Source organism: Amycolatopsis sp. CA-126428, assembly GCF_002904335.1.
In the GTDB taxonomy this organism is placed as follows: domain Bacteria; phylum Actinomycetota; class Actinomycetes; order Mycobacteriales; family Pseudonocardiaceae; genus Amycolatopsis.
This window is the reverse complement of sequence record NZ_PPHF01000170.1, coordinates 1-14546: the sequence shown is the minus strand read 5'-3', so window position 1 is coordinate 14546 and position 14546 is coordinate 1. Positions and strand designations below refer to the sequence as shown.

Below are 14546 nucleotides of genomic sequence, written 5' to 3'. Positions count from 1 at the left end.
GATCCCAGACGCTAGGCTCGGGCCATGGGCGACAGCAGCGAGGTCCCGGCGCTGCGCCGCGGGCTGGCGGTGCTGAGCCTGCTGGCGACGCGGCCGGGTCCAGTCACCGCGGCGGCCATCGCCCGGGAAGCGGGACTCCCCCGCTCGACCACGTACCACCTGCTCAGCGAGCTCGAAGCGGCCGGTTTCGTCGTGCACCTGGCCGCCGAGCGCCGCTACGGCCTGGGCATCGCGGCGTTCGAGCTGGGCTCGGCCTACCTGCGCCACGATCCGCTGGAGCGCCTGGCCGGGCCGTTGCTGCGCAAGCTCGTCGACCGCGTCGGGCACACCGCCCACCTCGGCGTCCTGCACGGCAACGAGTCGCTGTACCTGATCAAGGAACGCCCGGCCCGCCCCGAGACGCTGGTGACGGAGGTCGGCGTCCGGCTGCCGGCGCAGCTGACCGCGTCCGGCCGGGCGATCCTGCGGCACCTGCCGGCCCCGCACGTCCGGGCGTTGTTCCCGGCGGCGCCGGCGTTCGTGCTCCGCACCGGCCGCGGCCCCCGCACGCTGGCCGAGCTGCGCCGCACCCTCACCGCGGAACGCCGGCTCGGCTGGTCGGTCGAAGACGGCCACGTCACTGCCGGCTTCGCCTCGGTGGCCTGCCCGGTCTTCGACCACGGCGCCCGCCCCCTGGCCGCGATCAGCGTCACGCTTCGCCACCACTGCGCGGCGGAGCCGTGCCCGGAGACCTGGCCGGACCTGGCGGCGGAAGTGGCGACGACGGCGGCCGAGCTCACCACCCGCATCGGCGGCCACCCGGCCTGACGGCCGTCGCGGGCCGTCCGGGGGTTGTGGCTGGTGCGATCGGGGCAACTGTCACCGAACGGCTCGATTCCACTCCGGTGGGTGATTACCGTAGCGGGGGCTGCGGTTTCGAGGGGCACCGATGGATGACGCAGGGGTGAAGAAGGCCGGTTTCGGTGCGGTGCTCGCCGTCGCCGAGTTCCGGGCGATGTGGACCGCCGAGCTGCTCTCCGTCTGCGGTGACCAGCTCGCCAGGGTCGCGCTCGCGGTGCTCGTCTTCCAGCGCACGTCCTCGGCCGCGCTGACCGGGCTCACCTACGCCCTGACGTACGTGCCTTCGCTGCTCGGCGGCATCCTGCTGGCCGGCGCGGGCGACCGGTGGCCGCGGCGGAACGTGATGGTCGCGGCCGACCTGGCGCGGGCTGCGCTGGTCGCGGTCATCGCCGTCCCCGGTGTGCCGCTGTGGGTGCTGTGCGTGCTGGTCGCGGTGATGACGGCGCTCGGCGGGCCGTTCAAGGCGGCGCAGCAGGCGCTGCTGCCGTCGGTGCTGGAAGGCGAGCGGTACCTCGTCGGGATGGCCCTGCGGAACGTGACGATGCAGGGCGCGCAGCTGGCCGGGTTCGCCGGGGGCGGCGCGCTGATCGCCGCGTTCACCCCGTCGGCGGCGCTGGCCTTGGACGCGGCGACGTTCCTGCTTTCGGCGTTGTTCCTGGTCACCGGCGTCCGGCGGCGAGCGGCGATCACCCAGGCGGTCCGGCCGGCCTGGCTGTCCACGACCGGTGCGGGTATCCGGCTGATCTGGCGCGACCCGGCGTTGCGGACGTTGGTGGCGCTCAACTGGCTGGCCGGGTTCTACGTCGTGCCGGAGGCGCTGGCCGCGCCGTACGCGGCCGGGATCGGCGCGGGCGCGACGCTGGTGGGGCTGCTGATGGCGGCCGATCCGGCGGGCAGCGTGCTCGGCGGCGTCGTGTTCGGCAAGTGGATCCCGGAGCACGTGCAGGTCCGCGTGCTGGGCTGGCTGGGGATCGTGGCCGGGCTGCCGCTGGTGGTGTTCGTCTGCCGGCCCGGCCTGGTGGCGTCGGTGGTGCTCATGGCGGCGTCCGGGCTGGTGGCGACGGGCTACAACATCCAGGGCACGGTCTCGTTCATGCGGCGGGTGCCCGACGAGCACCGCGCGCAGTGCGCCGGGGTGAATTCGACGGGCTTGATCACCGTGCAGGGGCTGGGCGCGGCCGCGGCGGGCGCGCTGGCCGACGTGCTGGGCCCGGCGCACACCATCGCCGTGGCCGGGGCGGCCGGGGCCGCGGTGGCCGTGCCGATCGCGAGGGCGTGGCGCCGGGCCGGGGTGGTGAGCCGATGACCTCAGTTGTCGCGTCCGCACATGGTGCGCCTCCCTTCACCGCCTCGAGCCGGACCGGCTCCGTCACCGGCCGGACACCATGAGTATGCGGACCGGGGGCGGGATCGCGCGCACTGGGCCGCGTGTTCGTGACGTCCTCGTGGCACCGCGACGCTGGGTGCTGTGGCGCCAGGGTCCGCGGGTGATCGTCTACTGCCTGGTGAGCGAGGTGGTGGCGGTGGTGCTGACGCTGCGCCCGTCCCCGGTCGCGGTGGACCGCCGGACGCTGTCGATCCTGGCGGTGCTGCTGGTCCTCGGGGTGGCGCAGTCGGAGACGGGCCGGCGCGTGGAGCGGATCCGGCGCCGCGTGTCGGGGACGCCGCACATCAACATGACGTCGGTCTGGACGTTCGCCGGCGTGCTGCTGCTGCCCCCGCTCCTGCTGGCGGTCCTGGTCGGGGGCCTGTACGCGCACCTGGCGGTCCGCAGCTGGTACCGCCTGCAGCGGGTGCCGGTCTCCCGCACGGTCAGCAACGCGGCGATCATCGTGCTGTCGTGTTACGCGGCTCAGTCGGTGCTGCGGGTTTCGGGTTTCTCCGACGTCCGCTCGGCGATGCCGCACAGCTGGGCGGGGGCGTTCGCGATCGCGGCCGCGGGGGTGACGTTCTTCGCGGTGAACGCGCTGCTGGTGCTGCCGGCTCGCCGTGAGGTGGGCCGGACGCCGGAGGCGCTGTTCGGCACGTGGTCGGACAACGGCCTCGAGGTGGCGACGCTGTGCCTGGGTGCGCTGAACGCGGTGGTGCTGGCGACGTTGCCGGGCCTGGTGGTGCTGGTGTTCCCGCCGTTGCTGCTGTTGCACCGGACGGTGCTGGTGAAGCAGCTGGAGGTGGCGGCCCACCGCGACGAGAAGACGGGCTTGTACAACACGAGCGGCTGGCACGCGCTGGCGGAACGGACGCTGGCGGCCGCTGCTCGCCAAGGGGGCACGTTCGGGCTGCTGATGCTGGACTTGGACCACTTCAAGCAGGTGAACGACACGTACGGTCACCTGGCGGGTGACGCGGTGCTGAAGGCGGTGGCCGAGGCGATCATCTCGGCGGTCCGCGGCCGGGGGGACGCGGTGGGCCGGTTCGGTGGTGAGGAGTTCGTGGTGCTGCTGCCGGGGATCGCGCAGCCGGACATCGGCGCGGTGGCGGAGCGGGTCCGCCGGGCGATCAGCGCGTTGCGGGTTCCGGCGGGCCAGCTGGCGATCTCGGGCCTGTCGGTCTCGATCGGCATCGCGGTCTACCCGTCAGCAGGCGCTTCGCTACAGCGCCTGCTGGACGCCGCGGACACGGCGCTCTACCACACGAAGGCGACGGGGCGGAACAAGGTGGTCCACGTGGCGGACCTGGTGTGAGAGGTCAGGCGGTCCGCTGCCGCCGCCCGGCGTCGAGGCCGAGCATGGCCAGCAGTTCGGCGCAGTCGTGGACGTCGGAGGAGTGTCCGGCCACGGTGAGCACGGCGCGGTCGTTCTGTTCGCCGAGGCGCACCGCCTCTTCAGCCCGGATAACGCCCATCCGGCTGTCTTCATCATTGGCAAGGGAGCTGCCACTACGCCGGGCCCAGGTCATCTGGCCACCTACTTCCGACTCCACGGGTGCGGAGTCATGGTCGGACCCCAAGCATGACATTGACACGAATTTCACTCACAAGTGGCCCCCACCACAAGCAGCAACCACCCCACCCAAAACCGAACACACCAGGTGAGCGCCCCGGCGAACCCCTCCCCCAGACGAACGACCCGCCACAACCCCGCGCACACCCGGGCCCGCCCTCATCACCCGATCCACGCGCCCGCCGCCGGCCCCACCACCGACAGCCCGCGGTCGCCTGGTCACCACCTAAGGCGGCCCCACCGCGCCTGACTCACCCCGCCCGGCCCCACTCATCACCCACGAAGGCCTCACCGCGCCTGAACCACCACCCACAGTGTCCCCGCCCGGCCCGACTCACACCCCCCACGGAGGCCACCTGGCCGGGCTCACCACCCAACGGAGGGCCCACCTGGCTACTACCCAACGGAGGACCCACCCGAGCCTGACTCACCACCAACGGAGGGCCCGCCCGAGCCTGGCCAACCACCGAACGCAACCACCCGGGGGGGTCCAGGGGGGCGGAGCCCCCCTGGCGGGGGTTTGGGGGTCCGACCCCCAAAGAACACGACAAAACGAAGGGAAGGCCCAGCCCCGAAGGGGCGTGGGCCTTCCAACGACGTATCGTGGAGGTGCCGGGAATTGAACCCGGGTCCTCTGGCGTATCAACAGGACTTCTCCGTGCGCAGTCCGCTACGTCTCTGCTTGGCTCCCTCAATCACGCGAACAAGCTGAGGTGACGAGCCCAGCCACTGTTTGCTTCACGACTGTTCCCCGTGGCCGGGACAGTCGCTGAGCCTCCTAGCTGATGCCGGTACCCGGGCCGGAGGCGAACCCGGGCCGACAGAGTCGCACTCGCTCAGGCGGCGAGGGCGAACTCGCGCTGACTGGAGTCGGCGCTTATTTGGTTGCGATGACGCTTACGGTGGTCTCTCGCCTGCACCGGCACGCTTCTCCTGAATCAACGTCCAAAGTCGAAACCGTTCACCCCCTTGTCGGGACACAACCTGTCCATCATAACGCGCGGCGCCATCGGTTTAGTCCGGGTGGGGTGGGGCCAGCCCTACCGCCGGGATGCCCGCTCGCACCATGTCGCCCACCTCGCGAAACCGCGATGCTGGTACTCGATGAAGGGAGCGCGGTCATGGTGAGCGAGAGGCGGGATCCGCCGTTCGGTGGTTCGGTGGTGTTCTTGCTGATGAACTTGCCGCTGGGGGTGGTGGCGTTCACGTTCCTCGCCGTTTTCCTGTCGGCCGGGGCGGGGACGGCGGTGGTCTGGGTCGGGGTGGGCCTGCTCGCCCTCGTCGTGCTCGCGGTGCGGGGGGCCGCGCGGCTGGAGCGGGCGCGGGTCTACGCGCTGCTGGACCGCTACATCGACCTCCCCTACCTGCCGTTGCCCGCCGGGAAGCAGGTCGCGCGGTGGAAGGGGCGGGTGAAGGATCCGTCGACCTGGCGGGACCTGACGTACTTCGCGCTCCTCTTCCCGGTGGGCCTGGTGGAGTTCGTGCTCGTGACGACGTTCTGGGCGACGAGCCTGGCGCTCGTGGGCCTGCCGGTCTACTTCCGGTGGCTGCCGGGCGGGGAGTACCACTTCCCGGCTTGGGAGGTGCCGTGGCTGACCGTGGACTCGACCGTGGAGGCGCTACCGTGGGCAGCGCTCGGGGTGTTGTTCGTCGCGTTGTCGGTGGCGTTGACCAGGGCGCTGGCGGGCACGCACGCCCGGCTGGCGGCCGCGCTGCTGGGGCCGACGGTGGCGCAGCGCCACCGGATGGAGCGCTGGTGGGAAAACGCGGAAGAGAAGAACCTGGTGGCGGGATGACCGAGGCGCAACAGCTGGAACACCCGCGGCCGCACCCGGCTCGCACGATCCTCTACATGATCGTCGGTTTCGTCTTCCGGCTCGTGCAGTTCGTGCTGATCGTGGTCGGCATCGCGGTGGGGGTGTCCACGGCGGTGATCTGGGTGGGGTTCCCGATCCTGCTGGCGACGACGAGTTTCGTCCGCTGGTCCGGTGACCGCGAGCGGGGCTGGCTGGGGACGATGCTGCGGGTGCCGCTGCCGCCGGTGCAGCGGCGGCCGTACGAAGCGGGGCAGCCGCTGCTGCGGCGGTGGATGGTCAGGCTGAGCGACCCGACGACGTGGCGTGACCTGGCCTACCTGATGGTCGCGTTCCCGCTGGCGTGCGCGGAGCTCGCGATCGCGCTGGCGTCGGTCGTGCTGCTGCCGATGGCGATCTGGGTGACGCCGTGGCTGGGCTGGCTGCACGGCGAGCTGGCGCTGGCACTGCTGGGGCCGGACCGCACGAAGCGGCTGGAGCAGAAGGCCGAGCGGCTGCAGGCGTCGCGAGCACGCGGTGTCGACGCCGCCGAAGCCGAACGCCGTCGCATCGAACGGGACCTGCACGACGGCGCGCAGCAGCGGCTGGTGGCCGTCGCGATGAGCCTGGGGCGCGCGAAGTCGAAGTTCGACCAGGATCCGCAGGCGGTGCGGGAGCTGATCGACGAGGCGCACTCGGACGCGAAGCTCGCCGTCTCGGAGCTGCGGGACCTGGCGCGCGGCATCTACCCGGCCGTCCTCGGTGACCGGGGGCTGGACGCGGCGTTGTCGGCGCAGGCGGCGAAGTCGCCGATCCCGGTGGACGTCTCGGTGGACGTCGACCCGCGTCCGCCGGCCGCGGTGGAGACGACGGCGTACTTCATCGTCGGCGAGACGCTGACGAACATCGCGAAGCACGCGGGAGCGACCGAAGCGACCGTAAAGGTGTGGCGGACCGACGACCACGTCGTCGTCGAGATCACCGACAACGGCCACGGGGGCGCGGAGGTGCGTCCCGGCGGCGGGCTGGCCGGCCTGGCCGACCGCGCCGCGACGATCGACGGCGTGATCACCGTGGTGAGCCCGGTGGGCGGGCCGACCGTGATCCGGGCTGACCTCCCCTGCCAGTGGTGAATAGGCTGGACCCCGTTCATCCACGAGCTTGGGGGCCGGATGCGGGTAGTGATCGCCGAGGACGCCGTGCTGCTGCGGGCCGGGGTGACCCGCCTGCTCGCCGACGAGGGCATCGAGACGGTCGCGGCCGTCGACAACGGCGACGACCTGCTCGGCGCGATCAAGGAACATCGCCCTGACCTCGCGATCGTCGACGTCCGCATGCCGCCGACGTTCACCGACGAGGGGTTGCGCGCGGCACTGGCGGCGCGCAAGGAGATCCCGGGGCTGCCGGTGCTGGTGCTGTCGCAGTACGTCGAGGAGTCGTACGCGGTGGAGCTGCTCTCGGGTGGCGCGGGCGGCGTCGGCTACCTGCTGAAGGAGCGGGTGGCGGACGTCGCGGACTTCCTGGACGCGGTCCGCCGCGTGGCGGGCGGCGGCACGGCGATCGACCCGGACGTGATCGCCCAGCTGATGGCCCGCGGCCGGCGCAACCCGCTGGGCGCGCTGACGGCCCGCGAGTCCGAGGTCCTGGGCCTGATGGCCCAGGGCCTGTCGAACACGGCGATCGCGAACTCCCTGGTGGTTTCGCACGGCGCGGTGGAGAAGCACATCGGCAACATCTTCTCGAAGCTCGGGCTCGAAGCCAGCGCGGAGGAACACCGCCGGGTCCGGGCGGTGCTGACCTACCTGGGCCGCTGAGCCCGCCACCCTTCGCCGGCGACCCGCACCGATCCCGCCGGCGACGGACGGTGACCAAAAGTCCCGTAGGGTGGCGACGGGTCACCCGTTCCGCGGGCGGCACCCGGGTGAGCGCTCACCTACCATGAGCGGACCCGCCGTCGAGAGGAGCCGCAGATGTCCGACGAGACCCCCTGCGTCCGCTTCTTCGGCGGCCCGCTCGACGGCCGCGTCCAGGAGCTCGGGGACGCCGAGCCGATTCCCGGCACCGTCATCCGGCACATTCACCTGCACGGCGGGCCGAAGATCGAGACCCGCTACGAGCTCGGCCTCACCGACCACGGCTGGGAGTACCGCCTCGCCGCCGCGCAGCACGAACCCGAGCCCGACGGCCTGCGCTAGTAGGGAGAACCCCCGAATCCACCGGGGGTGAACAGGACCCCCGATAGGCCGGGCAGCACCGCTGTCTTCCGAGGTCGAACCGGCCAGGCTGAGCAGCATGCACACGAGCCGCGACAGGTTCCTCGACGTCGTCCGGGCGGGGGCCATCCTCGCCGTCATCGCCCAGCACTGGATCATGCCGGTGCTCTCCTACTCCGACGGGCACCTCGCCACCGGCAACGCCCTGGCGACGCCGGGCTGGTGGGTCGTGACCTGGTTGTCGCAGGTGATGCCCTTGGTCTTCTTCGCCGGCGGCGCGGCCAACCTGATCTCCTTCCGCCGCGCGGCGTCCACGCAGCAGTGGCTCGCCGGGCGCATCAAACGCCTGATGGTGCCGGTGCTGCCGCTGATGGCGGTCTGGCTGATCGTGCCGGACTTCCTGCGCGGCCTGGGTGTCCCGCCGCAGCCGTTGCAGGTCGGCAGCGCGATCGCCGCGCAGCTGCTGTGGTTCCTCGCGGTGTACGTGCTCGTCGTGCTGCTCACGCCGCTCATGGTCGCCGCGCACCGGCGCTGGGGCCTGAAGGTGCCGCTCGTCATGGGCGCGGCGGGCCTCCTCGTCGACGTCGCGCGCTTCAACGACTTCGGCTACATCGGTTACGCCAACGCGATCTTCGTCTGGGTCGCCGTGCACCAGCTGGGCTTCCACTACGTCGAAGGCCGCCTCGGCTCGCTGACCCGCCGCGGCGCGCTGACGTTGTCGGCGGCTGGATTCGGCGTCACGGCGCTGCTGGTCGCGTTCGGGCCGTACCCGGCCAGCATGATCGGCATGCCGGGCGCACCGGTGTCGAACATGAGCCCGCCGACCGTGCTGCTCGCCTTCCTCGCCGTCGGCCAGATCGGCCTGCTGCTCGCCTTCCGCCCGCAGCTCAACGCGCTCGCGGCGCGCCCCGGCATCGGCGACGCCCTCGGCTGGCTCGGCGCGCGGTTCATGAGCGTCTACCTCTGGCACATGCCGGCGCTGGTCGTGGTGGCGGGCGTGACCGTGTACGGCCTCGGCTACCAAACGCCCGCCCCGGGCACGGTGTTCTGGCTGGTCATGGCGCCGGCGTGGTTCGCGGCGTGCGGGATGGTGCTGTTCGGGCTGCTCCGGCTGTTCGCCCACTTCGAAATGCAGCGCGACACCGCGATCGCGACGGCCAGGGTGCCGCAACTGGTCGCGGCCGGGCTGCTGGTCTCGGGTGGCCTGCTGGGCCTGGCGGCGCACGGGTTCGCCCCGCTGTCCGACGGCATCGCGCGCGGCCCGGTGCCGTGGGTGGTCCTGGCGACGGCCGGGTTCCTCCTGGCCGGCAAGCAGCTCCAGGGCGCCGCCCTCGGCACTCGCCTGCTCGGCCGCGCGGTGGCGGTCTCGGAACAAGCCTCGCTCAGGCGGTGACCCGGCCCTCGTGAGTGGTAATTCGGGTTCTAACCCGAATTACCACTCACGAGGCGTTGAGCAGGCGCAGCGGGGTGTCGTGCAGGACGGCTCGCAGGAACGGCTCCCCCAGGCGATCGTCGGCCGCCCAGCCGGCGATCGCCTGCAGCTGCGTCGCGTAGGAGTACGGGATGTTCGGGAAGTCCGTGCCGAGCACGACACGATCGGCGAACTCCGCCAGCCGCGCCGTCCAGTCGGGCGGCAGCGGCGACATCGCCTCGGCGAACGGCACGCCGACCATCGTGGTGTCCAGGTGCACCCGGGGGTACTTCGCCAGCAGGTCGAAGGCCGTCCCGAACTCGGGCATCGCCGCGTGCGCGAGCACCGCCGTCAGCTGCGGGTGCCGGGCGAGGACCTCCTCGAACACCGACAACCCGGTGAAGTCGCCCCGCAACGGTCCGTGTCCACAGTGGACGACGACCGGGACGCCGGCGTCGGCCAGCGCGCCCCACACGGGCTTCAGCAGGTCGTCGCGCGGGTCGTACGCGCCCACCTGGACGTGCGCCTTGAACACCCGGGCGCCGGCGCGCAGCGCACCGTCCACAGCGGACCCGACGCCGGGCTCGGGGTAGAACGTGCCGGTCGGCACCGCGGCCGGGACCCGGGCGGCGAACTCGAGCGCCCAGTCCGTCAGCCACTGCGCCATCCCCGGCCTGTGCGGGTAGACCAGCGGCGCGAAGCGCGTCACGCCCAGCGCACGCAGGGTGTCCAGCCGCTCCTCTTCGGACGTCCGGTAGTGCACCGGCCACTCGGTGCCGTAGTGCGTCGAGGCCCGGTCGAAGTACGCCCAGACCTTGTCCATCACCGGCTTCGGCAGGAAGTGGACGTGCAGGTCGACCAGGCCCGGCAGGCCCAGCGACGCCGTCCAGCGCGCGACGTCCGCGTCGGAAGCCGGGCCGGGCGTCACTCCGTGAACCGGCCCTTCAGCGCGCGGCCCATGGCCTTCCTGATGTCGCGGTCCGCGTCGCGCTTGGCGAGCGTCTGCCGCTTGTCGTAGGCCTTCTTGCCCTGGGCCAGCGCGATCTCGACCTTGACCTTGCCGTCCTTGAAGTACATCGACAGCGGGACCAGGGAGAGCCCGCTCTCCTTGGTCTTGCCGATGAGCTTCTCGATCTCCCGCCGGTGCAGCAGCAGCTTCCGGGTGCGCCGCGGCATGTGGTTGGTCCACGTGCCCTGCGTGTACTCCGGGATGTGCACGTTGCGCAGCCACACTTCGCCGTCGTCGACCGTCGCGAACGCGTCCGCCAGGGACGCCTTGCCCTCGCGCAGGCTCTTGACCTCGGTACCGACGAGCACGAGACCGCACTCGTAGGTGTCGAGGATGGAGTAATCGTGGCGCGCCTTGCGGTTCGACACGATCACCTTCTGGCCACGTTCCTTGGGCATACGACCACTCTACGTGATTCCGACGGTGACGAGCAGCGGGTTAACTCAGTGCCGGACGTACAGGCGCAGCGTGACGTAACCGGTGATGGCGGAGATCACCACGGACACCCCGAGCAGGATCGGCGCGACCGGGAACAGCAGCTCCAGCGTGGTGATCTTCGGGAAGACGTCGCCGGTGAACACCGCGTCGAGGAAGCTCACCTTGGTCAGCACCAGCATGATGATCCCGAGGATCGCACCGACCGCGCCGGCGACCACCGCCTCCAGGAGGAACGGCAGCTGCGTGTACCACCGCGTGGCGCCCACCAGCCGCATGATGCCGACCTCGGTGCGCCGGGTGAACGCGGACACCTGGATCGTGTTGGCGATCAGCAGCAGCGCGGCGATGGCCATGATGAGCGCGGCGCCGAAGGCCATGTTGCGGACGCCGTTGAAGGCGTTGAAGACGCGGTCGAGGAACTTCTTCTGGTCGTCGACCTTCCGCACGCCCGGCTTGTTCGAGTACTCCTGCACGATCGCGTCGCTGCGGTCCGGGTCCTTCAGCTTCACGTGCAGCGACGCGGGCAGCGACTCGGGGCCGGTGAGCGCGACCAGCTCCGGCTGGCTCTCGAAGATCTTCTTGAACCGGTCAAAGGCCTGGTCGCGGTTCTCGAACACGACCGACTCGACACCGTTGTTGCTCTGCAGCGAGGTCCGCAGCGACTGGCACAGCGCCTGCGTGCAGTTCTTGTCGGTCGCGCTGATGTCGTCGGTGAGGTAGACGGAAACCTCGACGTCGGCGAGGAAGTTGGACTTCATCTTGTCGATCGTCCGCACGGCGAGGAGGCCGCCGCCGAGCATGGCGAGCGACACGGCCGTGGTCAGCATCATCGCGATGGTCATCGTGACGTTCCGGCGCAGGCCGGTGACTACCTCACTGAAGACGAAACTGGCGCGCATGGCGGGTGCAGGTCCTTGGGGTCGGGGTCGTTGAAGGGCGGGTGCGGTCAGCGACCGATGCCGTAGACGCCGCGGGCGTCGTCGCGGATCACCCGGCCGAGCTGCAGCTCGACGACTCGGCGCCGCATGGAGTCCACGATGGAGTGATCGTGGGTGGCCATCAGGACGGTGGTGCCGGTGCGGTTGATCCGCTCCAGCAGCAGCATGATGTCCTGGCTGGTGTCGGGGTCCAGGTTGCCCGTCGGTTCGTCGGCGAGCAGCACCAGCGGCCGGTTCACGAACGCCCGCGCGATGGCGACGCGCTGCTGCTCACCACCGGAGAGCTCGTTGGGCAGCCGGTCCGCCTTGCCGTCGAGGCCGACGAGCTCCAGCACCTCGGGAACGACCTTCTTGATGGTCGGGCCCGGCTTGCCGATGACCTCGAGGGCGAACGCGACGTTCTCCGCGACGGTCTTGTTCGCGAGCAGGCGGAAGTCCTGGAAGACGCAGCCGATGGTCTGCCGCAGGCGCGGGACCCTGCGGCGGGCCAGCTTGGCGACGTCGAAGTTGGACACCATCACGCGGCCCTTGCTGGGCGTCTCTTCGCGCAGCAGCAGCCGGAGGAAGGTCGACTTCCCCGATCCCGAGGGACCGATGAGGAAGACGAACTCACCCTTTTCGATGTCGACGGACACCCGCTCGAGCGCGGGCCGCGTCGAGGTCTTGTAGACCTTGGAAACCTCTTCGAGCCGGATCACGATTCGGCATACTACCCACCGGTCTCGTGAAGCCCCGGTTGCCCGGTGCACCCGAGTGGAGCAGCGGGTGTTTGCGCACGGTGAGCGGTCGCGCGAACACCCCCTGCGCCGATCAGGCGCTCCGCACGCGCCAGCGGATGCCGGCGTCGAGGAAGCCGTCGATGTCGCCGTCGAGCACCGCGGTGGGGTTGCCGACCTCGTAGTCGGTCCGCAGGTCCTTCACCATCTGGTACGGGTGCAGCACGTAGGAGCGCATCTGGTTGCCCCAGCTCGAGCCGCCGTCGCGGAGCGCATCCATCTCGGCACGCTCCTCTTCCTTCTTGCGCAGCATCAGCCGGGCCTGCAGGACCTTCATCGCGGCCGCCTTGTTCTGCAGCTGCGACTTCTCGTTCTGGCAGGAGACGACGATGCCGGTCGGCAGGTGCGTGATGCGCACCGCGGAGTCGGTCGTGTTGACGCTCTGGCCGCCGGGACCCGACGAGCGGTAGACGTCGACCCGGATGTCCTTCTCCGCGATGTCGACGTGGTCGACCTCTTCGACCTCGGGCAGCACCTCGACGTGCGCGAACGACGTCTGGCGGCGGCTCTGGTTGTCGAACGGCGAGATCCGGACGAGCCGGTGGGTGCCCTGCTCGACCGAGAGGGTGCCGTAGACGTAGGGAGCGGTCACCTTGAACGTCGCCGACTTGATGCCCGCCTCTTCGGCGTAGGAGATGTCGTAGACGTCGGTCGGGTAGCCGTGGCGCTCCGCCCAGCGCAGGTACATGCGCAGCAGCATCTCGGCGAAGTCGGCCGCGTCGACGCCGCCGGCCTCGGAGCGGATGGTGACGACGGCGTTGCGGTCGTCGTATTCGCCGGAGAGCAGGGTGCGGACCTCGAGGCCGTCGATGGCCTTGCCGAGGTCGGCGAGCTCGCTCTCGGCCTCGGCCATGCTGCCGGAGTCGCCCTCGGCCTCGGCGAGCTCGTACAGCACGGCGAGGTCGTCGGCCCGCTGGCGCAGTTCGGAGACGCGCCTCAGCTCGCCCTGCCGGTGGGACAGCTGGCTGGTGACCTTCTGGGCCGCCTCCGGGTCGTCCCAGAGGTTGGGACTGGAGGCCTGCTGTTCCAGGTCGGCCACCTGGGCACGCAGCGCATCCAGGTCCATCACCGACTCGATCTGGGTCAGCTTGCCGGTCAGGTCCCTCAGTGCCGCGTCGAACTCATCACTCACGTTTGTCAAGGTTACGGCAAAACCCACGACCGGTTGCGAGGACCGGTCGTGGGCGCGCGAACCTCAGGCGGCGGGGATGGCGTCGAGCAGCTTCAGCGCGGCCTTGGCCTGCGCTTGGGCGAACTCGGCGACCGCCTTCTCGTACGGCCCCTCGGCGGCCTTGGTGGCCGCCTTGGCGTCGTCGAGCTGCTGGCTGTAGCTCGTCCGGGCCGACTCGAGCAGCGACTGGCGCTGCTTCGCGGTCAGCGACCCGGCGTGCACGAGCCGCAGGATGAGCGGGCTGCGCAGGTGGTCGGGGCCGGCTTCGGAGGTCAGCCAGGCCTTGAAGGCCTTCTTGCCGGCGGCGGTGATCAGGTACTGCTGGCTGGAGCGCGGGCCCTGCTTGCCGAGCCGGACGAGACCTTCTTTGGACAGCGCCGGGAGCTCCCGGTACACCTGGCTGCGGGTGACGCTGAAGAAGGCGCCGAATCGCTCACCCGCTCCCGCGACGAGCTGCCCGCCGGTGGCGGGACCGTCGTGGAGCAGACCGAGCAGGGCGGCGGCTGTTGCATTCAATTCGGACACGCCCCCTAGATTCCCACTTATCGGCCGCTGTGTCCACAGTGGTCAGCGGATCTGTCCATTGTGGCTAGTGAGATCCCCTCGTTCGGCCCAATGCGACCCGGTCCACTGTGGACCCGGATACGCTCTGCAACCGCTCCCAGGGCATTTTGGCCCAACCAGACGCACGCGAACCACCCCGGCAACCTCCAGGCAGGTGAGTTCGCCGGACGGCACTCCCCGGCTTGGCGCACCCCGAACACACACCGCAACCACCAACGCCCGTCCCCGATCGCCGCCCACATCACGAGATTCGTAGCAAAAGGCGACCACGACGGGGGATCCAAGGGGGCGGAGCCCCTTTGGCGGAGGTTTGGGGGTTCGACCCCCAATACAATGCGAAAGAGGGGCATGTTCGCGCTTTCCGCGAACATGCCCCTCTCAACCTCTGTAGCGGGGACAGGATTTGAACCTGCGACCTCTGGGTTATGAGCCCAGCGAGCTACCGAGCTGC

General features: G+C 70.6%; 15 protein-coding genes and 1 other RNA gene. 8 read left to right on the top strand and 8 right to left on the bottom strand.

Annotation, left to right across the window (positions count from 1 at the left end; translation table 11 throughout):
* Window positions 1–24 precede the first annotated feature (24 nt).
* The 3 genes from C2L58_RS44570 to C2L58_RS44560 all read left to right on the top strand — a co-directional run bounded on the left by C2L58_RS44570 (window position 25) and on the right by C2L58_RS44560 (window position 3524).
* Entirely contained in the window at window positions 25–807 is a 783-nt protein-coding gene (locus tag C2L58_RS44570; RefSeq protein WP_103343665.1) for an IclR family transcriptional regulator, read from the top strand.
* A 121-nt stretch (window positions 808–928) separates the two neighbouring features.
* Entirely contained in the window at window positions 929–2146 is a 1218-nt protein-coding gene (locus C2L58_RS44565) for an MFS transporter (protein ID WP_199191729.1), read from the top strand.
* Between the two features lie 139 nt (window positions 2147–2285).
* On the top strand, window positions 2286–3524 hold the full coding sequence (locus C2L58_RS44560; RefSeq protein ID WP_103343663.1) for a GGDEF domain-containing protein: 1239 nt from the start codon (window positions 2286–2288) through the stop codon (window positions 3522–3524).
* 4 nt (window positions 3525–3528) lie between these two features.
* On the opposite strand, the gene C2L58_RS50130 is transcribed toward C2L58_RS44560, so the two are convergent.
* Window positions 3529–3684 (bottom strand): hypothetical protein, encoded by a 156-nt coding sequence (locus tag C2L58_RS50130; RefSeq protein WP_014466647.1) that lies wholly within the window; start codon window positions 3682–3684, stop codon window positions 3529–3531.
* Between the two features lie 699 nt (window positions 3685–4383).
* Window positions 4384–4751, bottom strand: a transfer-messenger RNA (tmRNA) gene (gene ssrA, locus C2L58_RS44555).
* 152 nt (window positions 4752–4903) lie between these two features.
* On the opposite strand from ssrA, the gene C2L58_RS44550 reads away from it, so the two are divergent.
* The 5 genes from C2L58_RS44550 to C2L58_RS44530 all read left to right on the top strand — a co-directional run bounded on the left by C2L58_RS44550 (window position 4904) and on the right by C2L58_RS44530 (window position 9181).
* A complete protein-coding gene (locus tag C2L58_RS44550) occupies window positions 4904–5578 on the top strand; it encodes a sensor domain-containing protein (RefSeq protein WP_103343702.1) in 675 nt (224 codons plus the stop codon).
* Entirely contained in the window at window positions 5575–6708 is a 1134-nt protein-coding gene (locus C2L58_RS44545; protein ID WP_103343662.1) for a sensor histidine kinase, read from the top strand. Before C2L58_RS44550 ends, C2L58_RS44545 begins: the two co-directional genes overlap by 4 nt.
* 39 nt (window positions 6709–6747) lie before the next feature.
* Window positions 6748–7389, top strand: coding sequence for a response regulator transcription factor (locus C2L58_RS44540; RefSeq protein WP_103343661.1), 642 nt, complete (start codon window positions 6748–6750; stop codon window positions 7387–7389).
* Between the two features lie 156 nt (window positions 7390–7545).
* The gene (locus C2L58_RS44535; protein WP_103343660.1) at window positions 7546–7770 is read left to right on the top strand and encodes a hypothetical protein; all 225 of its coding nucleotides are present in this window, start codon (window positions 7546–7548) and stop codon (window positions 7768–7770) included.
* 97 nt (window positions 7771–7867) lie between these two features.
* The gene (locus C2L58_RS44530) at window positions 7868–9181 is read left to right on the top strand and encodes an acyltransferase family protein (protein WP_103343659.1); all 1314 of its coding nucleotides are present in this window, start codon (window positions 7868–7870) and stop codon (window positions 9179–9181) included.
* 46 nt (window positions 9182–9227) lie between these two features.
* Here the strand turns inward: C2L58_RS44530 and C2L58_RS44525 are convergent, their stop codons facing one another.
* The 6 genes from C2L58_RS44525 to C2L58_RS44500 all read right to left on the bottom strand — a co-directional run bounded on the left by C2L58_RS44525 (window position 9228) and on the right by C2L58_RS44500 (window position 14056).
* On the bottom strand, window positions 9228–10127 hold the full coding sequence (locus tag C2L58_RS44525) for an amidohydrolase family protein (RefSeq protein ID WP_103343658.1): 900 nt from the start codon (window positions 10125–10127) through the stop codon (window positions 9228–9230).
* Window positions 10124–10606, bottom strand: coding sequence for an SsrA-binding protein SmpB (smpB, locus tag C2L58_RS44520; protein WP_013223156.1), 483 nt, complete (start codon window positions 10604–10606; stop codon window positions 10124–10126). Before smpB ends, C2L58_RS44525 begins: the two co-directional genes overlap by 4 nt.
* Before the next feature lie 45 nt (window positions 10607–10651).
* Window positions 10652–11545, bottom strand: a complete 894-nt coding sequence (gene ftsX / locus C2L58_RS44515) for a permease-like cell division protein FtsX (RefSeq protein WP_103343657.1) — start codon at window positions 11543–11545, stop codon at window positions 10652–10654.
* A 47-nt stretch (window positions 11546–11592) separates the two neighbouring features.
* Window positions 11593–12282: a cell division ATP-binding protein FtsE gene (gene ftsE / locus C2L58_RS44510; protein ID WP_003082104.1), complete on the bottom strand. Its 690-nt coding sequence runs from the start codon at window positions 12280–12282 to the stop codon at window positions 11593–11595.
* A 112-nt stretch (window positions 12283–12394) separates the two neighbouring features.
* A complete protein-coding gene (gene prfB, locus C2L58_RS44505; protein ID WP_199191728.1) occupies window positions 12395–13492 on the bottom strand; it encodes a peptide chain release factor 2 in 1098 nt (365 codons plus the stop codon).
* Between the two features lie 63 nt (window positions 13493–13555).
* Complete coding sequence (locus tag C2L58_RS44500) at window positions 13556–14056, bottom strand: PadR family transcriptional regulator (protein ID WP_086852689.1); 501 nt, start codon at window positions 14054–14056, stop codon at window positions 13556–13558.
* Window positions 14057–14546 lie beyond the last annotated feature (490 nt).